The 26,280-nt window shown below is 74.4% G+C and carries 25 protein-coding genes; 12 read left to right on the forward strand and 13 right to left on the reverse strand.

Going from position 1 to position 26,280, the window contains the following annotated elements; all coding sequences use genetic code 11:
• Positions 1–12 precede the first annotated feature (12 nt).
• Positions 13–924, reverse strand: coding sequence for a Rossmann-like and DUF2520 domain-containing protein (locus tag ACLQ2X_RS14720; RefSeq protein WP_425681569.1), 912 nt, complete (start codon positions 922–924; stop codon positions 13–15).
• Positions 925–1,177: 253 nt separating this feature from the next.
• Between ACLQ2X_RS14720 and ACLQ2X_RS14725 the strand changes: the two genes are divergently transcribed.
• The gene (locus ACLQ2X_RS14725) at positions 1,178–2,224 is read left to right on the forward strand and encodes an SAM-dependent methyltransferase (RefSeq protein WP_425681690.1); all 1,047 of its coding nucleotides are present in this window, start codon (positions 1,178–1,180) and stop codon (positions 2,222–2,224) included.
• Positions 2,221–3,384, forward strand: a complete 1,164-nt coding sequence (locus ACLQ2X_RS14730) for an NADH-quinone oxidoreductase subunit D (RefSeq protein ID WP_425681570.1) — start codon at positions 2,221–2,223, stop codon at positions 3,382–3,384. The genes ACLQ2X_RS14725 and ACLQ2X_RS14730 overlap by 4 nt, the downstream gene beginning before the upstream one ends.
• Positions 3,385–3,418: 34 nt before the next feature.
• Here ACLQ2X_RS14730 and ACLQ2X_RS14735 read toward each other — a convergent pair whose 3' ends face one another.
• From ACLQ2X_RS14735 to ACLQ2X_RS14750, 4 genes are all read right to left on the reverse strand, one after another.
• Positions 3,419–4,999 (reverse strand): hypothetical protein, encoded by a 1,581-nt coding sequence (locus ACLQ2X_RS14735; protein WP_425681571.1) that lies wholly within the window; start codon positions 4,997–4,999, stop codon positions 3,419–3,421.
• 101 nt (positions 5,000–5,100) lie between these two features.
• Positions 5,101–6,105: a glycine betaine ABC transporter substrate-binding protein gene (locus ACLQ2X_RS14740; protein ID WP_425681572.1), complete on the reverse strand. Its 1,005-nt coding sequence runs from the start codon at positions 6,103–6,105 to the stop codon at positions 5,101–5,103.
• 153 nt (positions 6,106–6,258) lie between these two features.
• A complete protein-coding gene (locus ACLQ2X_RS14745; protein WP_425681573.1) occupies positions 6,259–6,981 on the reverse strand; it encodes an ABC transporter permease in 723 nt (240 codons plus the stop codon).
• Positions 6,978–7,664, reverse strand: a complete 687-nt coding sequence (locus ACLQ2X_RS14750; RefSeq protein WP_425681574.1) for an ABC transporter permease — start codon at positions 7,662–7,664, stop codon at positions 6,978–6,980. The genes ACLQ2X_RS14745 and ACLQ2X_RS14750 overlap by 4 nt, the downstream gene beginning before the upstream one ends.
• 2 nt (positions 7,665–7,666) lie before the next feature.
• Here ACLQ2X_RS14750 and ACLQ2X_RS14755 point away from each other — a divergent pair, with 2 nt between their 5' ends.
• Positions 7,667–8,659 (forward strand): ABC transporter ATP-binding protein, encoded by a 993-nt coding sequence (locus tag ACLQ2X_RS14755; RefSeq protein WP_425681575.1) that lies wholly within the window; start codon positions 7,667–7,669, stop codon positions 8,657–8,659.
• A gap of 46 nt (positions 8,660–8,705) precedes the next feature.
• On the opposite strand, the gene ACLQ2X_RS14760 is transcribed toward ACLQ2X_RS14755, so the two are convergent.
• The 7 genes from ACLQ2X_RS14760 to folP all read right to left on the reverse strand — a co-directional run bounded on the left by ACLQ2X_RS14760 (position 8,706) and on the right by folP (position 13,375).
• On the reverse strand, positions 8,706–9,197 hold the full coding sequence (locus ACLQ2X_RS14760) for a hypothetical protein (protein WP_425681576.1): 492 nt from the start codon (positions 9,195–9,197) through the stop codon (positions 8,706–8,708).
• Positions 9,198–9,279: 82 nt separating this feature from the next.
• Positions 9,280–9,582, reverse strand: a complete 303-nt coding sequence (locus ACLQ2X_RS14765) for a hypothetical protein (protein ID WP_425681577.1) — start codon at positions 9,580–9,582, stop codon at positions 9,280–9,282.
• 58 nt (positions 9,583–9,640) lie between these two features.
• The gene (locus ACLQ2X_RS14770; protein WP_425681578.1) at positions 9,641–10,864 is read right to left on the reverse strand and encodes an ABC transporter permease; all 1,224 of its coding nucleotides are present in this window, start codon (positions 10,862–10,864) and stop codon (positions 9,641–9,643) included.
• A gap of 115 nt (positions 10,865–10,979) precedes the next feature.
• The gene (locus ACLQ2X_RS14775) at positions 10,980–11,468 is read right to left on the reverse strand and encodes a DUF3180 domain-containing protein (protein WP_425681691.1); all 489 of its coding nucleotides are present in this window, start codon (positions 11,466–11,468) and stop codon (positions 10,980–10,982) included.
• Positions 11,469–11,565: 97 nt separating this feature from the next.
• The gene (gene folK, locus ACLQ2X_RS14780) at positions 11,566–12,093 is read right to left on the reverse strand and encodes a 2-amino-4-hydroxy-6-hydroxymethyldihydropteridine diphosphokinase (protein ID WP_425681579.1); all 528 of its coding nucleotides are present in this window, start codon (positions 12,091–12,093) and stop codon (positions 11,566–11,568) included.
• Positions 12,090–12,449, reverse strand: a complete 360-nt coding sequence (gene folB / locus ACLQ2X_RS14785; RefSeq protein ID WP_425681580.1) for a dihydroneopterin aldolase — start codon at positions 12,447–12,449, stop codon at positions 12,090–12,092. The genes folK and folB overlap by 4 nt, the downstream gene beginning before the upstream one ends.
• Positions 12,446–13,375: a dihydropteroate synthase gene (gene folP, locus ACLQ2X_RS14790; protein ID WP_425681581.1), complete on the reverse strand. Its 930-nt coding sequence runs from the start codon at positions 13,373–13,375 to the stop codon at positions 12,446–12,448. Before folP ends, folB begins: the two co-directional genes overlap by 4 nt.
• Before the next feature lie 361 nt (positions 13,376–13,736).
• On the opposite strand from folP, the gene ACLQ2X_RS14795 reads away from it, so the two are divergent.
• The 7 genes from ACLQ2X_RS14795 to ACLQ2X_RS14825 are packed head-to-tail and all read left to right on the forward strand — an operon-like array spanning position 13,737 to position 22,241.
• Positions 13,737–14,051 (forward strand): hypothetical protein, encoded by a 315-nt coding sequence (locus ACLQ2X_RS14795; protein WP_425681582.1) that lies wholly within the window; start codon positions 13,737–13,739, stop codon positions 14,049–14,051.
• Between the two features lie 14 nt (positions 14,052–14,065).
• The gene (locus ACLQ2X_RS14800; RefSeq protein ID WP_425681583.1) at positions 14,066–14,428 is read left to right on the forward strand and encodes a hypothetical protein; all 363 of its coding nucleotides are present in this window, start codon (positions 14,066–14,068) and stop codon (positions 14,426–14,428) included.
• A gap of 49 nt (positions 14,429–14,477) precedes the next feature.
• Positions 14,478–17,942: an ATP-binding protein gene (locus ACLQ2X_RS14805; protein WP_425681584.1), complete on the forward strand. Its 3,465-nt coding sequence runs from the start codon at positions 14,478–14,480 to the stop codon at positions 17,940–17,942.
• A gap of 1 nt (position 17,943) precedes the next feature.
• On the forward strand, positions 17,944–19,905 hold the full coding sequence (locus ACLQ2X_RS14810) for an MFS transporter (RefSeq protein WP_425681585.1): 1,962 nt from the start codon (positions 17,944–17,946) through the stop codon (positions 19,903–19,905).
• Positions 19,902–20,462 carry a hypothetical protein gene (locus ACLQ2X_RS14815; RefSeq protein ID WP_425681586.1) on the forward strand — a complete coding sequence of 187 codons (561 nt, stop codon included), beginning with the start codon at positions 19,902–19,904 and terminating at the stop codon, positions 20,460–20,462. The genes ACLQ2X_RS14810 and ACLQ2X_RS14815 overlap by 4 nt, the downstream gene beginning before the upstream one ends.
• Positions 20,459–21,634: a M23 family metallopeptidase gene (locus ACLQ2X_RS14820; protein ID WP_425681587.1), complete on the forward strand. Its 1,176-nt coding sequence runs from the start codon at positions 20,459–20,461 to the stop codon at positions 21,632–21,634. The genes ACLQ2X_RS14815 and ACLQ2X_RS14820 overlap by 4 nt, the downstream gene beginning before the upstream one ends.
• A gap of 7 nt (positions 21,635–21,641) precedes the next feature.
• Positions 21,642–22,241, forward strand: coding sequence for a hypothetical protein (locus tag ACLQ2X_RS14825; protein ID WP_425681588.1), 600 nt, complete (start codon positions 21,642–21,644; stop codon positions 22,239–22,241).
• Positions 22,242–22,246: 5 nt separating this feature from the next.
• On the opposite strand, the gene ACLQ2X_RS14830 is transcribed toward ACLQ2X_RS14825, so the two are convergent.
• Positions 22,247–22,804: a hypothetical protein gene (locus ACLQ2X_RS14830; protein ID WP_425681692.1), complete on the reverse strand. Its 558-nt coding sequence runs from the start codon at positions 22,802–22,804 to the stop codon at positions 22,247–22,249.
• Between the two features lie 212 nt (positions 22,805–23,016).
• On the opposite strand from ACLQ2X_RS14830, the gene ACLQ2X_RS14835 reads away from it, so the two are divergent.
• Positions 23,017–25,539, forward strand: coding sequence for an FtsK/SpoIIIE domain-containing protein (locus ACLQ2X_RS14835; RefSeq protein WP_425681589.1), 2,523 nt, complete (start codon positions 23,017–23,019; stop codon positions 25,537–25,539).
• Positions 25,536–26,237 carry a hypothetical protein gene (locus ACLQ2X_RS14840; protein WP_425681590.1) on the forward strand — a complete coding sequence of 234 codons (702 nt, stop codon included), beginning with the start codon at positions 25,536–25,538 and terminating at the stop codon, positions 26,235–26,237. Before ACLQ2X_RS14835 ends, ACLQ2X_RS14840 begins: the two co-directional genes overlap by 4 nt.
• The last annotated feature ends 43 nt before the right edge of the window (positions 26,238–26,280 follow it).

Below are 26,280 nucleotides of genomic sequence, written 5' to 3' on the forward strand. Positions count from 1 at the left end.
GCCTCCTTCCGCTCACGCCGCGATCTCGGTCTCGTCCAGCACGCGCCGCAGTTCCACCGCGTCCGCCGCGCGCAGGCGGCCGGCCGCGACCGCGCGGTCCGCCGTCCGTCTGGCCAACGCCAGGTAGGCCGGTACGGATTCCGGCGCGGTCCGCGCCAACCGGTCCAGATGCCGGCGTACGGTGCCCGCGTCACCCCGGGACACCGGGCCGGTGAGCGCGTCGTCGCCCAGCCGCAGCGCGTTGTCCAACGCGGCGCGAAGCAGCGGGGCGAGCATCTTCTCCGGCCGGTCCACCCCCGCGTCGCGCAGCCGGTCCGCGGCCTCGTTGACCAGGGTCACCAGGTGGTTGGCGCCGTGCGCGAGTGCCGCGTGGTAGAGCGGCCGGTCGGCCTCGCCCACCCACTCCGGCACGCCGCCCAGGTCGGTCACCAGCCGGGCGGCGAACGGGCGCAGCTCGGCCGGGACGGTCACCCCGTAGGAACTGCCGGTCAGGCGGGACAGGTCGTCCGGCGAGCCGGTGAAGGTCATCGCCGGGTGCAGCGCCAGCGGCCGGGCGCCTACCTCGGCGGCCGGGGCCAGTACGGCCAACCCGTGCGCCCCGGAGGTGTGCGCCACCACCTGGCCGGGTCGCAACGCGCCGCCCGCCGCCAGGTCGGTGACCACCGCGGCGAGGGCGTCGTCGGGTACGGCGACGATCAGCAGGTCGGTGGCGGCCCGCGCCACCTCGGACGCGGGGCGGTGCGGGGTCTGCGGCAGCAGCAGCGCCAGGCGGGCGCGGGACGCGCCCGAGGCGCCGGACGCGGCGACCACCCGGTGGCCGGCGGCGGCCAGGGCCGCGCCGAGGACCGCGCCGACCCGGCCCGCGCCGAGCACACCGACGGTCAGGGCACGGGGGAAGGTGGGCGGGCGCAGTGGTGCGCTCATGGCGGCGATCCAGTCCTCGAAGGGGGTACCGGTCGAGGGCAAGTATGCGCCCGGGTGACGGACCGGTAACAAGAAGGTGTGAAAACCTTCACCGGCCACCGGGAAGGCCCGCCACCGGGGGGCGGCAAACCGCCCGTCCGGGTACGTCCCGACGGCCGCCACCGGGGCGACGGGTCGCGCGGGCCGGGGACCGCGACGGGGCCGTAGGGTCGGCACGGTGACAGCCGCACGACCGCTGCCCTGGAGCGATGCCATGGAACGGGCGCTCTACGGGCCCGACGGTTTCTTCGTCGCCGGCCCCGGCCCGGCCGCGCACTTCCGCACCAGCGTGCACGCCTCACCGGTGTTCGCCGCCTGCCTGCTGCGGCAACTCGACGCGGTGGACGTCGCACTGGGCCACCCCGACCGGCTGGACCTGGTCGACGTGGGCGCGGGGCGGGGCGAACTGCTCCGGGCGCTGCTGGCGCGGGCCACGCCCGAGATGGCCGCCCGGCTGCACCCGGTGGCGGTGGAGCGGGCCGGCCGCCCGGCCGACCTGCCCCCGCGGATCGACTGGCGGGACGACATCCCCGAGGGGATCACCGGCCTGCTCCTGGCCACCGAATGGCTGGACAACGTCCCCCTGGACGTGGCCGTGCACACCCCGGCGGGCTGGCGCCTGGTCCTGGTGGACCCCGCGACCGGCCTGGAGACCACAGGCCCCGCCCTTTCCCCCACCGACACCACCTGGCTGACCCACTGGTGGCCGCCCCCACCCCCCACTCCGGTGATCAAGGAGTTCGGGTCGGCCGAAGGCCCGGATCACCACCCCAACTCCTTGATCAACACCGAGGAGGGCGGGCGGGTGGAGATCGGGCGGGGGCGGGACGAGGCGTGGGCGCGGGCCGTGGGACGGGTCGAGCGCGGGCTGGCGCTGGCCGTCGACTACGGGCACCTGCGACAGGCACGGCCGGTGGACGGGACGCTTACCGGATACCGGGACGGGCGGCAGGTGCCGCCGGTTCCCGACGGGTCGTGCGACGTGACCGCCCACGTGGCCATGGACTCGGTCGCCTCCGCCGGCGCGCGGGTCGCCCGGTGCGCGTACAGCCTGGTGTCGCAGCGGGAGGCGCTGCGGGCGCTCGGGGCCGACGGCGGGCGACCGCCACTGGCGCTGGCCTCCCGGGACCCGGCCGGCTACCTGCGGGCACTGGCCACGGCGTCGGCGGCGGCCGAGCTGACCGACCCGGCCGGGCTCGGCGGGCACCTGTGGCTACGGCAGCCGGTCGGCGTCGACCTCGACGCCGTCATGGCACGATGACGGGCATGACGACCGGTGACCTCCGCGAGCTGACCGTCGGCACCGGCGCGGGCGGTGAACAGCTCGGCACCGACATGGTGCTCGACATCGGCCCCCAGCACCCGTCCACCCACGGCGTGCTGCGGCTGCGCCTGGTCCTCGACGGGGAGCGGGTGGTGGCCGCCGAACCGATCGTCGGCTACATGCACCGGGGCGCGGAGAAACTCTTCGAGGTACGCGACTACCGGCAGATCATCGTGCTGGCCAACCGGCACGACTGGCTGTCCGCGTTCTCCAACGAACTGGGCGTGGTGCTCGCCGTCGAGCGGCTGATGGGCATGGAGGTGCCGGAGCGCGCCACCTGGCTGCGGATGGCGCTGGCCGAGCTGAACCGGGTGCTCAACCACCTGATGTTCCTCGGCTCCTACCCGCTGGAGATCGGCGCGATCACCCCCATGTTCTACGCGTTCCGGGAACGGGAGACCATCCAGGCGGTGATGGAGGAGGTCTCCGGCGGGCGGATCCACTACATGTTCAACCGCGTCGGCGGCCTGAAGGAGGAGGTGCCGTCGGGCTGGACCGGCCGCGCCCGCGCCGCCATCGGCGAGGTACGCCGACGCATGCCCGACCTGGACCACCTGATCCGGCGCAACGAGATCTTCCTGGCCCGTACCGCCGGGGTCGGTGTGCTGTCCGCCGCCGACGCCGCCGCGTTCGGCGCGTCCGGGCCGGTCGCCCGGGCCTCCGGGCTCGACCTGGACCTGCGCCGGGACGAGCCCTACCTGGCCTACGACCAGCTCGACGTGCCGGTGGTGACGAAGACCGCCGGGGACTGCCACGCCCGCTTCGAGGTGCTGCTCGACCAGGTGTACGTCTCGCTCGACCTCGCCGAGCAGTGCCTGGACCGGGTCGACCGGCTCAGCGGCCCGGTGAACACCCGGCTGCCGAAGGTGGTCAAGGCACCGGAGGGACACACCTACGCGTGGACCGAGAACCCGCTCGGCATCAACGGCTACTACCTGGTCTCCCGGGGCGAGAAGACGCCGTGGCGGCTCAAGTTGCGCACCGCCTCGTACGCCAACGTGCAGGCGCTGTCGACGCTGCTCCCCGGCTGCCTGGTGCCGGATCTGATCGCCATCCTCGGCTCGATGTTCTTCGTGGTCGGCGACATCGACAAGTGACCGCCCGGCCCCGGCGGGCGGCTCCGGCGGGCGGTCAGCGCCAGCGTTCGGCGTCGTCTGCCCGGCCCGGCCGGTCGTAACCGTCGGGCCCCGGACGGTGCCACTCCGATTCCCCGTCGCGCCACTGCGGTTCGGGTCGGCGCCACTGCGGCTGGCCGCTGCGCTGGGCCGGCGGCCGCCAGGCATCAGGTGCCGGCACCCCGCCGGTCGGCAGCGCCGGAGCGCTCGGCTCCGACCAGCCGGTCGTCGGCCCGCCGGCGGGCGCACCGCGTACGGCGGCCCACCTGTCCTCCACCCGGTACTCGGTGCCGGCGCCGTCGGAGTGCGCCGCCGACCGCCGCTCGCCGAGCCGGTACTCCCGGCCGGCACCGTCGTCGCGGACCGCCGCCCACCGGTTGCCCGCCCGTACCTCGGACCAGGGGTCGCCGTCCCCGGCCGCCCGGGTGCCCGGGTCGGCCGGCCCGCCGCCGGACCCCGACCAGTCGTGCTCGTGGGCGGCCGCCCGGCCCGGCCCGGCGGACCAGCCCACATCCGGGGTACGCGGCGCCCACGCCTCACCGGTGCCCGCCCACGGATGCCCGGCACCCGACTGTCCGGCGTCGGTCCACGCGTGCCCGGCACCCGACTGCCCGGCTTCGGTCCACGCGTGCCCGGCACCGGCCGCGTCGGCGTCGAAGCGGTCGCCCGGCCCGACGCGGTTGCCCGCCGGGAAACCGTCGCCCGGCCCGAAGCCGGCGTCGGTCGCTCGCGGCCGGTCGTCGTCGCGGCGGTGGTGGTCGTCCCACCCGCCGCCGCCCCGCTGCCCGGGCCAGGACGGGCCGGCACCGGCGGGCGCGCCCCGACCAGGGTCGTCCGACCCGGACCAGCCGGCGTGCGGACGGTCGGCCCAGCCCGACGCGGGGTGCCCCGCCGCCCGGTGGCCGCCCGGATCGCCGCCGCCGACGACGGTGTGCCGGGTGGTGACGTGCACCGTCTCGGTGTGGTGGACCACGCCGACCGGGCGGGACTTCGACTCGGGCACCCGCGCCGCACCGCCCGCCCCACGCGTGGGGCGGGCGGCCCCGGCCGGCTCGGCGTCGTGGCGCCCCCGGGCGGGCTCCGCACCGGCTCCCGGAGGGCCCGGATAGGTCGGCCGGCTCGGCCCGTCCTCGTCGCGGCCGCTCGGATAGGCCCCCGCCGGCTCGTACCTGCCGACGCCCGGCACCCGGGCGGACGCGCTCGGGCGCTCCCCGGCCGGCCCGGCGGCCAGTCCGGCGGCGGCCGCGTCGAGTCGGCGGCGCACCGCGTCGGCCAACTCCTCCGCTCGCCCCGCCTGGTCGAGCGCGTGGTTTCCGCGCTGGGCGGCGGCCACGATCTCAGCCCGCAGTTCCCGCCGGAGCTGCTCCAACTCCTCGGCCGACACCGCACCGGCGGTGTTGTGCGGTCGGAGCGCGACGGAGAGACCGATGAGCAGCACGGCGAGGATCGCCAGCACGGCGCCGAAGCGGAGCGACCTGCTGCCGTCGCCGACCAGCAGGATCAGCGCCGCCAGGGGCGCCAGCCCCACCCCGACCCAGAACAGGACGGTGAGCGAGCCGGGCGTGCGCTTGCCGGTGGGAGCGACCGAGGCGGGCATGGCTGAGCAGATTACCGAGAGTTTCCGCGAAGGGAAACGTCTCGGCGACGCTCCGTCGACGTGTGCCGCCGGCCGGCGGCGTGCCGGCCGGCGGCGGTGGGTCAGCTGGTGGCGAGCACGGCGTCGGAGGAGAAGACCAGCCCGACACTGGCGGCACCGGTCTTCAGCGCGTTCTTCGTCTGCGGGCCGCCCGCGTCCAGCGAGCTGAACGAGCCGGCCTTGAAGTCGTAGACCTCCACCAGACCGGCCTGGCACTTCGGCCGCTGCGGGCACTCCGGCGGCCCGGCCAGCACGGTGGCCTGACCCGAGCACTTCGCCGCCAGGTCGGAGAGCGTGGCCACGCCGTACTTGTCGGCGAACGCCTTGGTGACCGCGAACGCGTTCTGGTTCTGCGCCGGGGACGGCTGACCGAACGCCAGGCCGGCCTTGTCACCGGCGGTCTTCAGCGCCGCGACCGTCTTGTCCAGCTCCGGCGACGAGACAGGCTGGGCGTCCTTGCCGTTGGCCCTGGTGTTGAGGAACTCCGCCATGGTGGCGGCGTACTCCGGGACGACCTGGATCTGCCCCTTCTCCAGAGCCGGCTCGTAGAGCTCCCGGTTGCCGATGGTCTGCACCTTGACCTGGTAGCCGGCCGCGGTGAGGGCGATCTTGTAGAGCTCGGCGACGGTCTGGCTCTCGCTGAAGTCGCCGGCGCCCACCGTGATCTGGCCGCCCGGCCCCTTCGCGATCCCGTCGGTCACCCCGTTGGCGGTCGCGAACTCCTGCGCCGCGGCCTGCGGCGTCTTCCGGTCGACGTCGACCGCCCGGTTGAGCTGGATCAGCTTGGGGGTGTCGAGCGCCGCGGAAACCTTGTCCAGCGCCGCCACCAGCTGCGGGGTGGCGGCCTTCGCGTTGATCGCGGGAAGGATGTTGTCGGTGTTCTGGAGCTTCTTGTCGTCGGTCAGGACGACAAGTTCGTCACCCGCCACCGGGGCGCAACCCGCGCCCGACGCGCCCTGCTCGGGGGCGTCGGTGCCGGACGAGCCGGCGTCACCGCAGCCGGTGAGGAGAGCAGCCGCGGTGAGGGCACCGAGCGCCCCCGCGGCCAGGCGTGTACGAGCGCGCATCAGTGCCCGCCTTCCGTGTCCCGGCGCGGCCCCGAGGGCCGGCCGCGTGTCCGACGGGCGATCCGGACGGCCACCCGCGACTCCAGCCAATATCCTGCCGGCCCCCACCGACAAACCCGGAGGCGTTTTCGTCACCGGATCGTCACCGAGAGGTCAACCGCCAGCCGTCGCCGCCGCCGCGCGGCGGTTCGCCCGCCGCCGCACCCGGCGCAACGGACGCGGCGTGACCGCCCGCTCCACAAGCGCGAGCACGCCCTCGACCAGCAGCGCCAGCCCGGCCACCAGCACCCCACCGGCGATGATCTGGCCACCGCCCGCGGCGATGTCCAGCCCGAACCCGGCCCGGATGATCTGGCCCAGCCCGCCGCCGTTGACGAAGGACGCCAGCGCGGCGGTGGCCACCACCTGCACCGCCGCCGTGCGGAACCCGGTCGCCAGGTAAGGAACCGCCAGGGGCAGCTCCACCCGGCGCAGCACCTGCCCGCCGGAGAGCCCCATCCCCCGGGCCGCGTCCCGGGCCTCCGGGTCGGCCTGCCGCACCCCCGTGTACGCGTTCGCCAGCAACGGCGGCACCGCGAAGACCGCCAACGCCACCACCACGGCCGGCCGGCCGAACCCGAGGAAGGTCAACGGAAGGATGGTCAGCAGGGCCAGCGTGGGGACCGCCAGCGTGACGTTGGAGACCAGCAGCACCAGCCCACCGCCCCGGCCGCGGTGCCCGAGCCACAACCCGACCGGCCAGGCCACCAGGCAGCCCAGCAGCACCGCCCACGCGGACATGGTCAGATGCTCACCCAGCCGGTCCAGCACACCGCCCGGGTTCGTCCAGTTCAACGGGTCGTTCAGCCAGACGACGGCCTGCTCGACGGGGTTCATGACGGCGTCCCCCGCAGCCACGGGGTGAGCAGACGACCCACCCCGGCCAGCACCAGGTCGAGCACCAGCGCCAACAGCACGCACAGCACCGTACCGGTCATGATCTGCGCCTTGTAGAAGTTGTTCTGGAAGCCGGCGAAGATGAGCTGACCGAGCCCGCCCCGGCCCACCACCACCCCCACCGTGACCAGGGCGACCGTCGACACGGTCGCCAGCCGTACGCCGGTGAGGATGCCGGGCAGCGCCAGCGGCAGCTCGATGCGGAACAGCCGTCCCCACCTGCCGTATCCCATGCCCTCGGCGGCCTCCCGAACCTCCGGCGGGACCTGGTGCAACCCGGCCAGCGCGTTGCGCACCATGACCAGCAGCGCGTACAGCACCACCACGGTGAGCACGGTGACCGCGCCGATGCCGAGGTAGGGCGCGAGGAAGGCGAACAACGCCAGCGACGGGACGGTGTAGAGCACCCCGGTCAGCGCCAGGATGGACGCCGACAGCGAGCGGAACCAGTACGCCAGCACCGCCAGCGGCAGCGCCACCAGCGCGGCGATCACCACGGCCCGCGCGGTCAACCAGGTGTGCTCCCGCAGCGCGGCGAGGATCGTGTCAGAGTTGTCCCGCACGTACTGCCAGGAGAACCACGGATTACCCGGGTCGGCCCGGTGGCTCAGGTGGAGGAACACAGGTGGACGGTACCCCGGGGAGCACCGCCGGACAGGGCGCGGCGTCCATCACGCTGGAGGGCATCCGCAAGCGCTACCCGGACGGCACCGAGGCGGTCCGCGAGCTGAGCCTGGCGGTCGAGGCCGGCGAACTGGTGGTGCTGATCGGCCCGTCCGGGTGCGGCAAGTCGACGGTGCTGCGGATGATCAACCGGCTGATCGAACCCACCGGCGGCCGGATCCTGCTCGGCGACGACGACGTCACCCGGGTCGACCCGGTGGCGTTGCGCCGCCGCATCGGCTACGTCATCCAGAACGTCGGACTCTTCCCGCACCAGACCGTCGCCGCCAACGTGGCCACCGTGCCGGGGCTGCTGGGCTGGCCGAAGCAGCGGACCCGGGCCCGGGTCGACGATCTGCTGGACCTGGTCGGCCTCGACCCGGCGCAGTTCGGCAGGCGCTACCCGCACGAACTCTCCGGCGGTCAGCGGCAACGCGTCGGCGTCGCCCGGGCGCTCGCCGCCGACCCGGTGGTGCTGCTGATGGACGAGCCGTTCTCGGCCGTCGACCCGATCGTCCGGACCCGGTTGCAGGAGGAGTTCCTCCGGTTGCAGGCCGAGGTGCGCAAGACCATCGTGCTGGTCACCCACGACCTGGACGAGGCGGTCCGGTTGGGCGACCGGATCGCGGTGCTGTCCGAGGGCGGCCGGCTGGAACAGTACGACACCCCGGCCACCCTGCTCGGCTCGCCCGCCTCGGACTTCGTCCGCGAGTTCGTCGGCGCCGACCGGGGCATCCGGCGGCTCGCGGTCACCCCGGTGACCCGCGCGGTGCTCGACCCGCTGCCCACCGACGGCGGCACCGGCCTGCCGACGGTGACGCTCGGCGACTCGGCCTACGCCGCGCTGGGCACGCTGCTCACCTCCGGCGCCGACCACGCGGTGGTCACCGAGGACGGCCGGGCGATGGGGCTGCTCACCCGGGCCCGGGTGCTCGGCCTCGGCGCGGCGGACTGAACCGGCTGACCCGCCCGCCCGCCGCCCCGACCCGCGGGGCCGGAGGTCAGGCCCGGCCGCCCAGGCTGGCCAGGCCGACGATCCAGCCGGCGAAGAAGCCGTACGCGACGCCGACGCTGGCGGCCTGGAACGCGGCGTAGAGCGTGCCGTTCGGGCCCAGGAGCGTGGCCAGCAGCGCGGTGATCCCGGCGGCCAGGGCGTACGCGCCCCAACCGGAGAGGAACTGGCTGCCCGAGGCGGCCACCCGGTCCACCTGCGGACCGGGCAGCAGGTAGAGCAACACGGCGGCCAGCACGATCAGCAGGATCGCCCGCAGGTTGGTGGCGAGCACCCCCTCGTCGGCCTGCCACCGCCAGGCCGGCCAGGCCAGCAGCCGCAGGAACCAGCCACCGGCCCCGGTCGGGTCGGTGTGGTTCTGCGCCCAGTCCACGTACATCGGGCTGCCGCCGACCGCGACGAGCAGGAACGCGGCGAGCGCGCCGGTGCCGGCGGCCGTGCCGTACCGGGGGACGGTGCGGGGGCGGTTGCTCAGGGCCATGGGTTGATCAGTGCCCGGCCGGCCGCGCCGGGCAAACCTGCGCGTACGCGCGACCGCCGGGGGCCGGCGGACGGCCATCGGGTCAGTGCTTCATCAGGTAGTCGATGAAGGCGGCGCGCAGCAGCGGTTCGTGCTCCGCGTAGCCGTGCCCGGTCAGTTCCCGCCAGAGCGCGTTGGCCTCGTCGATGGTCGGGCCGACCGAGTTCGGCGCGCCGTCCAGGGCCGCCGCCTCGTCGGCGTTCGGCAGGTGCCGCAGCACCGACCAGAAGAACCGCACGTCGCGACGCTCCCGCGCCAACTGGAACGCCTGCTCGCGCAACTCCTCGGTGGAGAGCTTGTCGACCTCGTCGAAGGTGCGGCCACCGGGGGCAGGAATTTCGGTCATGCCGCCGAGCCTAACCGGCGAGATCAGCTCCGGCCCACCGACGCACGGCCCCGTCGGGTCAGCGGCCGTCCGCGTCCCAACGCCGCGGCTCGCTGTCCCAACGCGGCGCCTCCCACCCCTCCACCGGGGTGTCGTCGTGCTCGCGTACCGGCAGCACCGCCGGCCAGGTGTCGGTCGGCGCGGACGACGGGGTCAGGGCCCACCCGCCGCTTGTCGCGCCGTCGCGGACGGGTCGTGACCGGTCGGCTGCGCCCGACGGGCGGGGCCGGCCGAACGTCTCCACCAGCCGGGTGACGACCAGCCCGACTCCGAGCGCGACCGCACCCACCGCCCATCGGCTGACCGTCCAGTCCTGCGCCGCGCTCCAGGACAGGAACACCACCACCAGGCAGACCGCCAGCAGGGTGCCGAAGACGCCGCCGCGCCGGCCGTACGCGCTGGTGCCGGCGAGCAGCACCGAGCCGATCGCCAGCACCGTCCAGTCCAGCCCGGTGCCGGGCGTGACCCGGCCGTCCCCGTTCGTGGCGATCAGCACCCCGCCGAGCGCCGCCAGCACGGTCGCGCCGACGAGCGCCAGCGCGGTCACCGTGGCCGCTGCCACGCCGCGTCGCCGCGCCGGATCGGCGACCGGGCGGAACCGGCCGATCAGTCGGCGCACCGGCTTGATCGCCGCGAAGAGACCCCCGAGGACCGCCACCGCGGCGAACCCCACGAAGAGGTACAGCGCGTTGCGGCGCGGGTCGTAGTCGCCCTGGACGTCGACCGGGCCGGTGTACCGCTCCAGGTACACGATCACCCCCGCGGCGCCGGCCAGGCTCGCCGCCCATCCCGGCACGTGCAGCACCACCACTGCCAGGGCCAGTGCCAGACCGGCCGCCGCCGCCACCGCCAACGCCGGCAGCAGCGCGTCCCGCTGCCCCCGGTCGCCCTGCTCGGCGAAGTGCAGCGCGGCGGCCAGCGCGACCGGGCCGACCGCCAGGTTCGGCGCGGCGGCCCGCAGGCTGAGGCCGGCGGCCAGGGTGAGCAGGCCGAGGCCGGCCACGTCGACGAGCAACGTCTTCAGGGCGGTGCCGTGCAGCGCGTCCGCGTCCTCGCGCCAGAGCAGCCAGGTCACCGCGGCCAGCCCGGCCAGCAGCAGGAACTCCCAGAGCACGTGCACCGCGACCCGGTCCCGGCCGGGTTCGCCGTGGGCCGGGTCGTCGAAGACGTTCTCCAGTACGGCGGCGGGCACGCCGGACGGGGTGTCCGGAAACGCCGACCGGCCCGCATCGTCGTACGTCATCGCCCGCGCCTCCCAGGTGGCCGCGTCCGGCCCGTGGGGGCGAACCGGTGGCGGCCGTCACTCTCCGGTCGCCAGGCACGGTACCGCCGGGCCGGGGTGGGCGAAAGCCCTCCGCTCAGCGACGCCCGCGCGGCGTCTCCCGGTCGTCCGGCTCCCGGTCCTCGTCGTCCTCCTGGTCGGGCACCCGGCACGAACGCTCCAACCAGAGCGCGGCGGCGACAAGCGCCAGGGCGGCGACCAGGCCACCCAACCCGGCGGGACGGTCGCCGACGGCGGCCTTCGTCCGCTCCACGAACAGCCAACCGGTCAGGCCGGCGTAGAACCCGGCGAAGATGGCCCCGGCCAGCGCGGACGCCTTGGCCAGCACCACGAAGCGGGCGACCAGCAGCGGGTTCACCGGCTCCCGGCCGGGCCGCCGCTCGATCCGGCTCCGGGTGTTGGCCGCCGCGTAGCCCTCCAGCACGGCCAACCCGGCCAGTGTGATCACCGGCAGCCAGGGCAGGTCGGGGGCGAAGTCGTAATAGAAGCCGCTGATCAGCAGCCAGGCCGCCGCGGCGGCGGCCAGACCGGCCACCACCAGTGTGGAGCCCCGGGTCGGGCCCATCCGGAAACGGTTGGGTTCCTGCGGGGACCGGGCCGTGCTCACCGCGCCTCCTCAGCTCGCGACTGCGGGTCCCGCACGGCCGCCTCACCGCACCGGGTCATGCGTCCGACTCTAGCGTCAGATCGGGTCGAGGGCTCAGTTCCAGAGCCTCCCCGGCCAGCGGTTCGGCGTTGAGCAGGTCGGTCAGCCAGCCGTGCCCGGGCAGCCGCCCGTGCGGTTCGATGTCGATCCACGGGCGGAGCACGAAGGCGCGCAGGTGGGCACGGGGGTGCGGCAGGGTCAGCTCCGGATCGTCCCGGAGCACTGGCTGCCCGGCGGAGTCCCAGACCGCGATCACGTCCACGTCGAGCGTGCGGGGCCCGTACCGCCGGTCCGGGTCCCGGGTGCGTCCGGCCGCCGCCTCGGCGGCCCGGGCCCGCGCCAGCCAGTCGTCGGGGCCGGCCGCCGGGTCCGCGACCATCACCGCGGCGTTCAGGTACGCGGGCTGGTCGGCGTCCCCCCACGGTGGAGTCTCGTAGACCCCGGAGACCAGCACCACCCGGTCACCGAGCGCGTCCACCGCGGCGCGCAGGTGGCCCAGGCGGTCGCCCAGGTTGCTGCCGACGGACAACACGGCCCGGCTCACCGGGTACGCCGCATCGTGACGGCCACGTCCCGGAAGGCGTGCGCGATGGGGGCCTCCGGCTTGTGCACGGTCACCGTCGCGGCGACCACCAGCGGCTCGTCCAGGCAGACCGCGAGCAACCGGTCGGCGAGCGTCTCGATCAGGTTCACCGGTTCCCCGGTGACCACCGCGACCAGCCGATCGGCCAGTTCGCCGTAGTGCACGGTGTGGCCCACCTCGTCCGAGCGGGCCGCCGGGCCGAGGTCGAGTTCGAGCACCGCGTCGACCACGAACTCCTGCCCCTGGGCGCGCTCGAAGTCGTAGACGCCGTGCCGGCCGTGCGCGCGCAGGCCGGTCAGTTCGATCCGGTCGGTCATCGGTCGTCTCCGCTCGTCGCCACCGGCCCGTCGGCCGCCGGCACCGCCGCCCGCGCTCCCGCGGTGGCCGCTTCGGTCCGCGTCGCCGTGACCAACCGCGGGCTGCCGGTGGCCTGCCAGACGGCGAGCGCGTCGGCGGTGCCGCGGACGTCGTGCACCCGTACCCCCCAGGCGCCCGCGGCGACGGCGAGCACGCTCGTCGCGATGGTCGCGGCCTCCCGACCGTCGGTCGGCCGCGGCCCGCCGTCCGGGTCGGCGAGCAACCGGCCGAGGTAGGACTTGCGGCTGGCGCCGAACAGCAGCGGGAAGCCCAGGTCGACCAGTTCGGGCAGGCGGGCGCTGAGTTCCCAGTTGTGCGCGGCGGTCTTCGCGAATCCCAGGCCCGGGTCGACCACGATCCGGTCGGCGGCGACGCCGGAGGCCAGCGCGGCGTCGACCCGGCGGAGCAACTCCGTCCGGACGTCGGCCACCACGTCGGTGTAGTGGGCCAGGTCGCGCATCTGCCGGGAGTGGCCCCGCCAGTGCATCAGCACCCAGGGACAGCCGGCGTCGCGGACCACCCGGGCCATGTCCGGGTCGGCGAGGCCGCCGGAGACGTCGTTGACCACGGCGGCGCCGACCGCGAGGACGGCCTCGGCGACCCGGGCCCGGCTGGTGTCGATGCTGGTCGCGATGCCGGCGGCGCTCAGTTCGCGGATCACCGGCAGCACCCGGGCGATCTCCGTGGCCGGGTCGATCCGGTCGGCGCCGGGCCGGGTGGACTCGCCGCCCACGTCGATCAGGTCCGCCCCGTCGGCGCGCAGTCGCACCCCGTGTGCGACGGCCGCGTCCAGATCGGCGTATCTGCCGCCGTCGGAGAAGGAGTCGGGCGTGACGTTGAGGACGCCCATCACCACGGGGGCCTGCGCCCGTACCAGATCGGTCACGGCGCCGACACTACCGTTGCCCCGACGGGCTTCCCGCCACCGGGCGATCCCGCGACGCGGCACCCCTGACGTGCGTATTGGAACAGGTGTACGATCGGACACCGGGGTCGTTCGGGGTCGACTCTTCACCGCTTGTCGCAAAGGGGGCCGGCCCGTACGCTTTGGAATTGCCCAGCATCAAGATGGCGAAGCTTGGAGGGAGGGCCGAAGCGGGAAGAATCCCCCCAAAACTCACCACTCTTCGTGGTGGGCGACGGACGCAGCTTCGACAGCGTCGTCTCTGCCGAGCACCATCCCGCCAGGCTTGTCTACTTGCACCACCACCGCGGCACCGCCGGCCGCGACCTTGGGGAGGTTTCCAGTGATCGCCATCGAGCTCATGGCAACGGCGTCGACCGCCGTCGACCACGCGCTCCACGCGCTGGCGTCGACTCCACTCGCCGAGCCGGCACCGAAGGGCATCGACACCGACAACGTCGTCACCTTCTTCGCCAGCAAGATCGCGCCGATCCTGCTGGCCGTCCTCGGAGTGATCTTCATCGGCCGGGCCAGCCGCGGTGAGATCTCCAAGGTGCTGACCAGTTCGGCGATCGCCATCATCGGGCTGGCCTTCATCGCCGGCGCGGCCACACTCTTCTTCATCGGCGACTACCTGATCAACCTGATCTTCGAGTAGGACGTTGGGCGACGATGCGGCTGCGCACCGACGACGACATCTACCGGGCACGCCTCGTCTATCTGGGGCCGCCCGGGTACACCCTTCCCGTCCACCTGCCGTACGCCCAGTACGGCCTGTTCATGCTGCTCGTGCCCCTCTACATGTTCATCCACTGGTTGTTCACGCTCCAGGTCGAGCTGTTCCCCGCCTGGGAGATCTCGCTCGCCATCGTGACGACCTCGTTCATCTTCCGGTACGTCGACCCGGACCGGCCGGCGCGCATGGTCATCCGGACCGCGCTGACCGACTGGCGACGCACCCGGGAACCGGCCGTCGAGCAGCGGGACCCGCGGCTCGTGGCGAGCCGGATCAGGATCCGGGAGGAACTGGCATGACCGGGCGTACGACCACGGTGCAGACGAACGATTCGGGTGAGGCGGTCGCATGAGTCGCTCTTCCACGCCGGGTTCCCCGGCCGGGCGTCCGGCCGGGGCCAGCGGTAACCGTGCGCGATCGTTCGACTACCCGCCGGACGAGGAGTTGGACGAGGTCGTCCTGGACCCGGCGCTCGTCACGAGCCCCGGGCACGGCCAGGTCGGCGTCTTCCAGCCGCCGCGCCCGCTGACGCCCCGCGAGCCGGTACGCCCCGAGGGCGACATCGACTCGCCCTTCCTCGACCTGTTCGGCGGTGCCCAGCCCCGGGGCCGGCGACCCGCGCCGGCCGCCCCTTCGCCGATGCCCGTGGAACCGGTGGTGGCGCCGCCCCGGCGCGGTGTGGGCCGGGACGCCCTGCCGATCCCGCACCAGCACGCCGCCCCGGTCGAGCCGGTCACACCGCGGGTCGAGCCGGAGCCGCCGACCCGGGAGCCGGTCCCCGGCGTACGCCCGGTCGGGCGTCCCCGGCCGGCGCCGGCGCGCGCCGAACCCCGGGCGCACGCCGGGCCGGCGCTGCCCGCCGCGCCCCCGGCGCAGGCCCTGCCCCCGGCCCTCGCCGCGCCTCCGGCGATCGAGGCGCCGCTGCCCGACCCGCCCGCCGTGTTCGCACCGCCGCCGGCCGCCCGCAACCGGGTGCCGCAGCAGGCCGGCGACCGGCTGCCCGTACTGCGGCCCCCTGCCGAGCCCGAGCCGGTCCACGAGTCGGCGGTCGCGCCGACGCCGGCCGAACTCTCCGCCCACCGCGCCGACCCGCGTTTGCCCGAGCCCGACCGGCACGATCCGCTCGCGATCGGGCCGGCGCCGGCCCGGGAGGTGGACTCCCCGTCCCACCGGGAGGTCGCACCGTCCCGGCAACGCGCGGCGCAACGCCGGAACCAGCCGGCCAAGCCCGCCCGCATCCGCGCCCCGAAGATCAAGTTCGGGGATCGGGACCCGTCGGTCGAGCTGGCCGTGACCGAGATCGCCGGCCACCTCACCTTCACCCCCAACACCGTCACCGCCTGGTACTGGTTGCCCGAGGTGCGTTGGGCGTTCCGGCCCGACGCCGAGCGGGAGGCGCTGCTCTCGGCGATCTCCGAGCAGTACGCCGGCCTCGCCGGCTTCCGGCTGCACCTGCGCCGCACCACCCGGCCCTTCCCGGCCGACGAGTGGGCCCGCACCATCGACACGCACACCGCCGCCCCCCTGCCCGACGTGCCCGGCACCACCGGCTGGGCCGACCACCTGGTCGCCGCCCAACGGCACCTGATGTCGGTCAACCACGCCGAGGGTCAGACCTACCTGGGCGTCACCTTCGCCCGCCGGTCCCTCGGCGACTCGCTCACCGAACGCATCCTGCGTACGTTCGGCCGGGGCACCGCCGACGGCGAGCGGCGGCGGCTCAGCCGCACCGTCGAGCAGTTCGACGAGGTCCTCGGCGCGTTCGGCATGCGCGGCCGGCGGGTCACCGCGCCCGAGCTGGAATGGCTGCTCTACCGCTCGGTGGCGCTGTGCATGGCGCCGCCCGGCGTGTTGTCCCCGATCACCAACGGCCGGTGGGAACGCGGCGACCTGCTGGCCCTCACCGAACAGGTCGAGCGCTACCGCACCCCCTACGGCTCCACGGTCAAGCTGGTCAACCGGATGACCGGCGAGGAACGCCACGTGGCCGTGCTCGCGGTCGGCCGGATGGAGCCGCTGGAGATCCCCGAGCGGCACGAGCCCTGGCTGCACTTCCACGAGCGGCTGCCGTGGCCGATGGAGCTGTCCACCCGGGTCGACATCCTCGGCCCCAACGACTCCTTCCGGAACCTCGAACACCGGCTCCGGATGATCCGCTCCCAGCAGCTCGACTACGCCGAGCACGGCATCGACGCCCCGCCCGAGCTGGAACGCCTGGCCAAGCGCGCGCTGGTGATCGGCGACGAGATGACCACCGGCCTGCCGGTGGACTCGGCGCGGGCCCACGGCTGGCACCGGATCGCCGTCGGCGGCCGCACCCGGGAAGAGTGCCTGGAACGGGCCCGCCGGCTCATCCAGCTCTACTCCCGCGAGCTGCGGATCTCTCTCCAGCACCCGAAGAACCAGGACTGGCTGGCCCGCGAGTTCATCCCCGGCGAGCCGATCGCCAACACCGGTTACGTCCGGCGGATGCCGGTCAACCTGCTCGCCGCCGCGCTGCCGCAGGCCGCGTCCACCGTCGGCGACCGGCGCGGCGACCTGATCGGCCGGACCGCCGGCACCTGCCGCCGGCCGGTCTTCCTCGACCTGCACTTCCCGATGGAGGTGCGCGAACGCTCCGGCCTGGCCGTATTCGTCGCCGAGCCGGGCGGTGGCAAGTCCACACTGCTCGGCGCGCTGGGCTACCTGGCCGCGCGACGCGGTGTCCAGGTCACCCTGCTCGACCCGTCCGGCCCGCTGGCCCGGCTCTGCGCCATGCCGGAGCTGGCCCCGTACTCGCGGGTGCTCAACCTGACCGGCTCCGAGCAGGGCACGCTGGCGCCGTACGCGCTGATCCCGACGCCGCTGCGCAGCGAGTTCGGCCCCGGCGCGGCCGGCGACCGCGAGTTCGAGATCGCGGTGTCCAACGCCCGCGCCGAACGCCGGATGCTGGTGCAGGACATCTGCATGATGCTGGTGCCACCGCAGGTGGCCCGGGAGGCGTCCACCGCCACGCTGTTCCGGCACGCGGTCCGCCAGGTGCCCGCCGAGGAGACCTCCACGCTCGACGACGTGGTCACCTGCCTGCAAGGGCTCGACGACGACGCCGGCCGGGAGCTGGCCCACCTGCTTCTCGACACCGCCGAGATGCCGCTGGCCATGCTCTTCTTCGGCCGGCCGCCGGAGGGCCTGCTCGGCGCCGGCGCGGCGCTCACCGTCATCACCATGGCCGGTCTCCGGCTGCCCGACCTCAAGATCGAACGAGAGTACTGGTCGGCCGAGGAGGCGCTCGCGCTGCCGATGCTGCACACCGCGCACCGGCTGGCCGTGCGTCGCTGCTACGGCGGCTCGATGTCCTCCCGCAAGCTCGTCGGCCTCGACGAGGCGCACTTCATGGAGGGCTGGCGCTCCGGTCGCTCGTTCCTGGTCCGGCTGGCCCGCGACTCCCGCAAGTGGAACCTGGCCGCGCTCGTCGCCTCGCAGAACCCGAAGGACATCCTCGGCCTCGACGTGCAGAACCTCGTCTCCACCGTCTTCGTCGGCCGCATCGCCGAGGACAGCGAGATCGCCTCCGAGGCACTGCGGCTGCTACGGGTGCCGGTCGACGACGGATACGAAGCCACACTGGCCTCGCTCTCCCAGGCCGACAGCGGATCGGCCAACCGGCTCGGCTTCCGCGAGTTCGTCATGCGCGACGTCGACGGACGCGTGCAGAAGGTCCGGGTCGACGTGTCGTACGTCGACGGGCTGCTGAAGCACCTGGACACCACCCCCGCCGCGGCCGCCCAGGTCGCCGGGCAACTGCCGACCGTCCTGGCTGATCTGGAGGCGTGACATGGCGAGGGCCCGGGCACGGATCACGGCGCTCCTCCTCGCGCTCGGCGTACTCGCCGGGGCCACGATCTCCTGGCCGGTGATCGGCGGGGCCACACCCGCGTACGCCGCCGGCCCGGTCACCCAGGCGCGGGCCGAGTTGTGCAGCACCAAGGAGTGGCAGGCCGACTTCCGCTCCTGCGTCGGCCGGCTCAAGGCGGTGAGCGAGGACCAGGTCGAGTGCCGCAACGCCCCGGTGCCCGCGGCACCGGACTCGGGGCTCGCCGGGTGGTTCGCGTCCCGGCCCGACTCCGCGAAGGAGCCCGGCCCGAAGGGCCTCTACAGCGACTACGGATACGCCGGTTACAGCTACAACACGTACGACGTGGACGGCGGCTGCGCCTCCTCCGTGCTCCATCCGGACTACCGCTTCACCACCATGGTCGCCAACGGCGAGTTCATGTTCGCCAACGCGGTGATCGGCGCGTCGAACGCGCTGCGTGAGCGCGCCTGGGACCCGCGCACGATGTGGCGCTGGGCGGACCCGCTCGTGGAGCAGGCCACCAAGGCCGTCTACCAGAAGGTGTTCAGCGTCTTCGGCATCATCACCGTCTGCGTGGTCGGCCTCTACCTGCTGTGGCGCTCCCGCCAGTCGGACATGAGCAACGCGATGACCACCGCCGGCTGGGCCCTGCTGGTGATGGTGGCGGTCACCGCGCTGGCCGCCTGGCCGGTGAAGTCCGCGAATCTCGCGGACGGCACGTTGATCACCACGCTGGGCGTGGTGCACGACGCGGTCGGCCCGTCCGCGAAGGACATCCCGCCGGACAAGTGCGTGCTGCCGAACCCGAGTGCCTGCGTGGACAAGCGCCCGCCCGCGGTGCGGGCCAGCGACACCGCGACCGAGACGATGCTCTACCGGAACTGGCTGCGGGGTGTGCTCGGCTCGGCCGACAGTGAGACCGCGAAGAAGTACGGCCCGGCTCTCTACGACGCCAAGTCCCTGACTTGGGGCGAAACACAAGCTATTCGCGCCAATCCCACGACCCGTGACGTCGTGATCAAGGGAAAGCAGCAGCAGTGGGCCCGGGTGGCCGAACAGATCAAGTCGGAGGACCCGGAGGCGTACGAGTACCTCCAGGGCACCCGGGACATGGACCGGATCGGCGCCGGGTTCATCGCCGTTTTGGCCGCGGTGCTCTTCGCGATGTTCGACCTGACCGCGTCGCTGCTCGTGCTGCTCGGTTTCCTGATCTTCCGGTGGGCGGTGATCGCCGCGCCCATCCTCGGCACGGTGGGGTTGATGCGCCCGGCCAGCGCCGGTCTCCGGCGGTTGGCGAACGCGGTGGTCGCCGCGGTGTTCAACATCGCCATCTTCGGCACCGGCGCCGCGATCTATCTCCTCGCCGTCGACCTGATCATGAACACCGCCACGCTGCCCGGCTGGCTCCAGGTGGTCCTGGTCTGGCTCTGCGGCGTGGTGGGCTGGCTGTTGCTGCGGCCCTACCGCCGGATCACCCAGCTCGGCGGGAAGGACAGCAGTGAGGCGGTCAGCTCGGCCGGTTCCTGGCACCGCCGCTTCTTCCGGGACATGCGGGTCGCCGCCCGGTTGGACGTGGCGGAACCCGGCGGCACCAACGAGCCGGCGATCGGCCGTCTCCGCACCGTGACGGCCGACCATCGCCGTCTCCGGCCGGAGGCCCGGCACGAGGACCCGGCGCACAGCGCCACCTCGGCCGCACGGGAACGGCCGGCCGAACGGGACCGGCCGGACGGCCGGGGGCGACCGGAGGAGACGCCTGCGGGCGAGCGCTCCGGCGCCCGGCCCGCGACCGCACCGCGGCCCCGCCGCGCGCCGTCGACCTGGACGGAACCGGACGTGCCCGAGGAAGTGCCGTCCTACGCCGTCTACCGGCCGGACTCGGCGAACCGTGACACCTCGCCGGCCCGGCCCGCGCCGCGCATCCGCTCCGAGGCTCGGTGAGACCGGTGCGACGGGCGCTGGAACTCCTCTTCACCCGGGTCCTCCGGTCCCGCCTCGGTATCGCCCTGGTGATCGCCGTCGTGGTCATCGGGGTGATCGGCGGGACCCGCCTGGTCTCCGGGCCGGGCGATTCGGGCCTCGGCCTGACCGCCCGCCCCAGCCAGCCGGTCGGCACCGTGGACCCAGAGGCCGGCGACGACGGTGTGCTCGCCAGCCCGCCCACCGCGGCCGCCCCGCGGATCCGCCCGGGCGAGGCCACCCCGGAGCAGGTCGCCGGAAGGTTCGCCACGGCCTGGCTGACCGGCCCGGGCAGCACCGGCGCCGCGTGGCAGTCCCGACTCCGGCCGCTCTCCACAGCCGCGCTGGCCGAGAAGATGACAGGCGCCGACCCGGAGACCGTGCCCGCACGACGGACCACCGGCCCCCCGACGCTCCGGCCGCGCACCGAGTCCTTCGTGGAGGTCATGGTGCCGCTGGACAACGGCACGCTCCGGCTTGAGCTGGTCGCGCCGGACGGCCCGTGGCTGGTGGACGCGGTCGACTGGGAGCGGCCATGAGCGCGGGTGGGCTCCCCGGCGGGCAGGTGCGACGGAAGGTGCGGGTCGGCGTCCTCGCCGCCGCGGTCACGACGGTGCTCGCCATGCTCTGCTGCGTCGGCGGTGCCGGCGCCTTCCTCCTCACCGAGCTGGGCGGCGACCGGGACGACCCGACGCTCGCCGCGCTGAACTGCGACCCCACCTACCAGGTGAACCTGACCGGGGACATGCCGCGCTTCGCCGACTACGGCGAGGGCCAGCTCCGCAACGCCGCCGTCATCATCAAGGTCGGCCAGGACATGAAACTCCCGGCCCGCGGCTGGGTGATCGCACTGGCCACCGCGATGCAGGAATCCGCGCTGCGCAACCTGGCCAACAGCACCATCCCGGCGTCGCTCGCCCTGCCGCACGAGGGGGTCGGTGCGGACCACGACTCGCTCGGCCTGTTCCAGCAGCGGCCGGGCTGGGGCACCATCGAGCAGCGGATGACGCCCTCGTATGCGGCCCGCAAGTTCTACCAGAAGATGGCGAACGTGCCGAACTGGCAGCAGCGCCCCCTCACCGTCGTGGCCCAGAGGGTCCAGGTGAGCGCGTACCCCGACGCCTACGCCAAGCACGAGGAGGTGGCCGGGAGCATCGTCGACGCGCTCGCCGGCGGCGCCGCCCGGACCGTGGAGATCGCCGGCAAGGCGGTCTGCGACGCCGCCGCCGGGGCCCGGATCGCCGCCTCCGGCTGGACCGCGCCGCTGCCGGGCGGGGTCGTCTCCGGTTTCCGCACCACCGCCCGGCCGAGCCACCAGGGTGTGGACCTGGCCGCCGCCAAGCACACCCCGATCCACGCCGCCTCGGCCGGCCGGGTGCTGGTGGCCCGCTGCGACCCCGACCGCTCCGGGCGGCGGGACTGCGACCGGGACGGCTGGCCGAACAAGGGCGGCTGCGGGTGGTTCGTGGACATCCTGCACGCCGGGGGGTTCATCACCCGCTACTGCCACATGGTCCAACAGCCCAAGGTGACCCCGGGCCAACAGGTCGCAGCCGGTGAGGAGATCGGGCTCTCCGGCAGCAGCGGCAACTCCTCCGGCCCGCACCTGCACTTCGAGGTGCACCACGGCAGCGACCGGTCCAGCAACGGCGCCGAGAACCCGGTGCCGTTCATGCGCAAGCGGGGTGCCCCCCTCGGCGGGACCGAGTGACGGGCGCATGAGCAACCCGCTGCCCGATCCCTTCGCCGACCGGCCGGACTGGGCGCCGCTGCCGCCGCGCCCGGTCGAGACCCTGCCGGCCACCGGTGGCGTCGAACTGCGCGGCCGGCGGGTGCTGGTGGGGTTGCCCGGCCTCGGCTGGCGTGGCGACCTGCGGGCCGACGAGCGCGTGGTGCAGGGCAGCCGCACCTACGTGCCGGTCATCCCGGAACACGAGTGGTATCGGGCCGAGGCCGAACAGGTGGAGGTGTTCGCGCCCCTGGTGCCTGTGGAACGGGTCTGGGTGGAAACCGTCGGCGAACACCACCCCGCGGTTGCCGCATCCGGCTCGGGTCTCCGGCTGGTGTCGCTGGACGTGCCCACCCGTCGTCCGCCCACCCCGGTCGTCGACGCCGACGCGGTGACCGGGCGACGCGTCGTGCACGTGGACGAGGGCGTGGAACGGCGTGACCTGCGCGCCGTCACCGAGGCGTACTCCGGCGCGGACGCCGACATCTGCGTCCGGGTGGCACCGGAGTTGGAGTGGTACCGCTGGGCCTGGCGCGGTCAGGCGCCGACCACCCTGGAGGTCCCGGTGCACCTGTTGTGGCTCGAATAGGGCAGCTAACCAGTACGTCGGGCCGCGCAGACGCCCCAGCCGCTCTCACGCGTCGTTTCGAATACCCAGCCTTGGCGATCGCCCTGTCGAATTCCATCCACCGAAGCTGAAATCACCAGGTCAACCCGCACCTGGGCCTTGTCATCCTCTTGCTCGACAGTGAGGTTCTCCCAGCTGGTGGAGATCGTCGTTTGGAACCGCTGCTCCCGCGCAACGAGGTCATCGCGAAGGGATTGCACCTGCTCAAGCTTGGCCATGCCCTTGCATACGAACTCAGCAGCCTTCGCATCGTTGCGCTGAACGAAGAAGTACTGGATATAACTGGCGACCGCGACTTCCGGTGAGCTTCGGTCTGGGGCGGTCGCGCGGTCGTACAGCAAGAATCCGGTCACCCCGCCGCCCACGCACAACAGCGCCACCACCCCGGCGACCACCGCCAGCACGGTGCGCAGCGGGCGCCTGGGGCGTACCGGAGCGGGAGCGGGCGCGGGGGGCGCCATCTGCTCCGGCGGGGTCCGCTGCGCCGGTACTCGGGACACCTGGGAACCGGCGGAGGGCTGCACTGATTCCACCTCCTGAGGCTATCGGCTGCGCCGCTCGTACCCAATGCCCAGAAGCGGCCGATCGTGGCGAACCGCCGGGCGGGCGCCGACCGGCGGTGGGGTGAGGGTGCTCACCGCCGAGCAGCTCACCGCGCCGACGCGCATCCCGGTGGACGGCCGCCGGCTGGGTTACCGTCACACCTCGGGGAGGAATGTCGGCCTCGGGAAGAGAGGTGGACGCGGTGGCGACTGCGAAGGCACGCGCCGGTCGGGCCGCCGCCCTGCACCGCCGGGCCGAGGCCGCCGCGACCGCCGCGGCGGGCATCCTCGACGAGATCCGGCCGGCTCCCGCCGACCACCACCGGCAGTACGAGTTGGCGGAGCGCCTGCGGGACGCTGCCGAGCGGGCGGCACCGGGGTGGGCCGGCGAGCCCATGGGGGCGTTGACGGTGGCGTTGCCGCCTGGTGACGGGCTCCCGCCGCTGGTCCGCGTGGGTGCGGCCGCCCCGCTCGACGACGCCCGCTTCCCCGCGCTGGTGCCGCTGCTCGGCGCCGGTCACCTGAGTGTGGACGCCGACGCGTCGGACCCGCGGGTGGCCGGGCTGCTCCGGGCACTGCTGCTGCGTCTGTTCGCGGCGACCCCGGCCGGCGCGCTGTTGGCCCGGGCGGTCGACGGCGGGGGGACGTTCGCCGGGTACGCACCGCTCGCCGACGCCGGTCTGCTGCCCCCGCCGGCCACCGACCTGGCCGGGATGCGTGCCGTGCTGGCCGAGGCGGAGCAGTGGGTGGCCGCCGGGACGCCCCGCCAGCGCGGGCACGACCGCACGCTGCTGCTCGTGGTGGCGGAACTGCCAGAGGGTACGACCACCGCCGACCTGGACCGGCTCGCCGGCCTGGCCGAGGATGGACCACGGGCCGGACTGCACCTGGTGGTCGCCGGCTGGCCGGTCGGCAGTCCGCTGCCCCGGGCCACGCCGCTGACCGTCCGCACCGCGTACGCGCTTGTCGGCGACCCGCCCGGCGCCGGTTTCAGCAGCCCGGGAGCGGAGTCGCCGGGCGGGCTGAACTCGCCTGTGTTCCTGGACGAGGACCCGCCGACGGATCTGGTCGCCGAGGTGTGCCGGCGGTTGGCCCGGCAGATCGAGGACGGTTCCCGGTTGTCCCTCGGGGACCTGCTGCCCACGGAGGGGCTCTGGACGGCCGGCTCGGTGGACGGTCTCAGCACCACCGTGGGTGACGCGGCCGGGCGCCCGGTCAGCCTCGCCTTCACCGAGCTGACGCCGCACTGGCTGGTCAGCGGTCGGGGACAGGCGGGCCGGTCGGCGTTCCTCACCGACGCGTTGTTCGGGCTCGCCGCCCGGTACGGCCCGGACGAGCTGCTGCTCTACCTGACGGACCTGGCCGACGGCGAGTCCTTCGTGGAGTTCCTGCAGACCGAGCGGGATCGTTCCTGGGTGCCGCAGGTGCGCGCCGCCGGGATGGCCGCCGATCGGGAGTACGTGGCGGATCTGTTCGCTGAGCTGGAGGCGGAGTTGCGCCGCCGCGAGGAGGCGTCCCGGCGGGCCGGCGGACAGCGCTACACCGAGCTGCGGCAGCATCAGACGCTGCCCCGGATCGTCTGCGTGATCGACAACTTCCCGTTGCTGCTGCGCGAGCGGGACCGGCTCGCCGCCGACCTGCTGGCCCGGTTGGACGCGCTGGCCCGGGCCGGCCGGTCGTACGGTATCCACCTCGTCCTGGCCGGCGAGGGTGACCTGGGCATCGGCGGTCCGCGTGATCCGCTGCTCGGTCAGTTCCCGGTGCGGGTGGCGCTGCCCGGCGGTTCGGCGGTGTTGGAACCGGCGAACGACTCGGCGGCCGGCCTGCCGGTGGGCAGCGCGGTGGTGAACACGGCGGGTGGGCTGGGCGGTCCGCGCGGCGCGACCCGGGGACACGAGCGGATGATTCGCTTCCCGGACCCGTTCGAGGACCCGGAGGTCCTCGCCGACCTGCGCCGGCGGCTGTGGGAGGCGCGGGCGGAGTCGACGATGCCACCTGTGGTGTTCGCCGGCTACGCGCGTCCGCTGCTGGCGAACGATCCCCGGCACCGGGCGGCGCTCGCCGGTCGCGCCCACGCCCCGGCCGCGTTGCTGGGCCGGGCGGTGGACGTCCGGCGGAGCACGGTGGCGGTGCCGCTCGGGCCGGGCGCCGGTCGCAACCTGGCCGTCCTGGGCCGGGACGAGGAGGCCGAGCGGCTGCTGGTCACGGCGGTACGCAGCACGGCGGCGGCGCATCAGGGCGCGGGCCGGTTCGTGGTGGCGCCGCTGGCGAACGGGTCGGTCGAGCCGGCCGGTGTGCTCGCCGCCGAGCTGGCCGGACGGCACCGGGTGGAGACGGTCGACGCCTCCGGGTTGCGGGCGGCCCTGGCGTCGGACGAGCCGGGCTATCTGGTGGTGTTCGGGCTCGACGTGCCGGACGCCGCCGAGCTGCCGCCGGAGCTGCTGCGGTCGCTGCTGCTGGACGGTCCGCCGGGCGGCCGGCACCTGCTCGGCTGGTGGCGTACGCCGGTTGCGCTGGCCGGGCTGCTCGGGCCGGAGGGCGAGGTGGACAAGGTGACCGCGGTGGCGGTCACCGACGTGCCCGGCGGCCGGTTGGAACAGTTGTTCGACCGTCCGGTGTGGTGGCGCCCCCGTCCGGGTCGCGCGGTGCTCTGGGACGGCCCGGACGAGCAGGGCACTGTGTTCGTGCCCTTCGGCGCCGGGGAGGGGTCGGTATGAGTGAGACCGGCACGACGGTGCCCGGCCCACGGACGGGCGGCCCGACCACGGCGGTGGACCCGGCCGAGTCGGCCTGGGCGGAGTACGTCGCGGCTGCCCGGCAGCTCGACGGGGTACGCCGGGCCGCGGCGACCGCCGCCGGGGAGCAGGCACGGTCGGTGGCGGCGGCCCGCGAGGAGCTGACCGCGGTACGCGGGCGGCTGGCGCCGCAGCAGTCGCGGCTGCGGGAGTTGGGCGTACCGGCGATGTCGCTGGTTCCGACGCCGCCGGAGGTGGCCGCGGCGGCCCGGTCGATGGCGGCGGGGCCGTCTGCCGTGCTGGCGGGTCTGCGCGCGGGTCGGGACTGGGCGGACGCGGCGGACGACACGTTGGCCGCGCGTGGCCTGCCGCGGCTGGCACGTTGGCCGGTGCGGCCCCGCAACCTGCTGGTGTACGGGCCGCTGGCGCTTGTGGTGCCGCTGCTCCAGCTCGCCGTGTACGCGGTGGCGGGCTCGGGCCCGGCGACCGTGGCGGCACTGCTGGTGGGGCTGCCGCTGCCGGCGGTCGCGTTCATGCTGGGCTGGCTGGCGGTGGGGCGGGTCTTCCGGCCGCGTCCGAGCGACCGGGTGGACCGGACGGCCCGTTTCGGCGCCCTGGTGTGCCTGGTCCCGGCGGTGCTCACCACCGCGGGGTTGCTGCTGGCGATGCTGCCGGTCTGACGGCGGGGCCGGTCAGTGCGGTTGGGCCGGCGGCCGTCGGTGG

The sequence above is a fragment of the Micromonospora sp. DT31 genome, assembly GCF_049841795.1.
Lineage (GTDB): Bacteria > Actinomycetota > Actinomycetes > Mycobacteriales > Micromonosporaceae > Micromonospora.

Coding starts and splice junctions, on each gene's coding strand:
- ACLQ2X_RS14720 (WP_425681569.1), bottom strand. CDS start 924: ATGAGCGCACCACTGCGCCCGCCCACCTTCCCCCGTGCCCTGACCGTC.
- ACLQ2X_RS14735 (WP_425681571.1), bottom strand. CDS start 4,999: ATGCCCGCCTCGGTCGCTCCCACCGGCAAGCGCACGCCCGGCTCGCTC.
- ACLQ2X_RS14775 (WP_425681691.1), bottom strand. CDS start 11,468: ATGGGCCCGACCCGGGGCTCCACACTGGTGGTGGCCGGTCTGGCCGCC.
- ACLQ2X_RS14760 (WP_425681576.1), bottom strand. CDS start 9,197: ATGGCCCTGAGCAACCGCCCCCGCACCGTCCCCCGGTACGGCACGGCC.
- folB (WP_425681580.1), bottom strand. CDS start 12,449: ATGACCGACCGGATCGAACTGACCGGCCTGCGCGCGCACGGCCGGCAC.
- ACLQ2X_RS14840 (WP_425681590.1), top strand. CDS start 25,536: ATGAGTGAGACCGGCACGACGGTGCCCGGCCCACGGACGGGCGGCCCG.
- ACLQ2X_RS14770 (WP_425681578.1), bottom strand. CDS start 10,864: ATGACGTACGACGATGCGGGCCGGTCGGCGTTTCCGGACACCCCGTCC.
- ACLQ2X_RS14805 (WP_425681584.1), top strand. CDS start 14,478: ATGAGTCGCTCTTCCACGCCGGGTTCCCCGGCCGGGCGTCCGGCCGGG.
- ACLQ2X_RS14820 (WP_425681587.1), top strand. CDS start 20,459: ATGAGCGCGGGTGGGCTCCCCGGCGGGCAGGTGCGACGGAAGGTGCGG.
- ACLQ2X_RS14800 (WP_425681583.1), top strand. CDS start 14,066: ATGCGGCTGCGCACCGACGACGACATCTACCGGGCACGCCTCGTCTAT.
- ACLQ2X_RS14725 (WP_425681690.1), top strand. CDS start 1,178: ATGGAACGGGCGCTCTACGGGCCCGACGGTTTCTTCGTCGCCGGCCCC.
- ACLQ2X_RS14730 (WP_425681570.1), top strand. CDS start 2,221: ATGACGGGCATGACGACCGGTGACCTCCGCGAGCTGACCGTCGGCACC.
- ACLQ2X_RS14740 (WP_425681572.1), bottom strand. CDS start 6,105: ATGCGCGCTCGTACACGCCTGGCCGCGGGGGCGCTCGGTGCCCTCACC.
- ACLQ2X_RS14765 (WP_425681577.1), bottom strand. CDS start 9,582: ATGACCGAAATTCCTGCCCCCGGTGGCCGCACCTTCGACGAGGTCGAC.
- ACLQ2X_RS14810 (WP_425681585.1), top strand. CDS start 17,944: ATGGCGAGGGCCCGGGCACGGATCACGGCGCTCCTCCTCGCGCTCGGC.
- ACLQ2X_RS14745 (WP_425681573.1), bottom strand. CDS start 6,981: ATGAACCCCGTCGAGCAGGCCGTCGTCTGGCTGAACGACCCGTTGAAC.
- ACLQ2X_RS14825 (WP_425681588.1), top strand. CDS start 21,642: ATGAGCAACCCGCTGCCCGATCCCTTCGCCGACCGGCCGGACTGGGCG.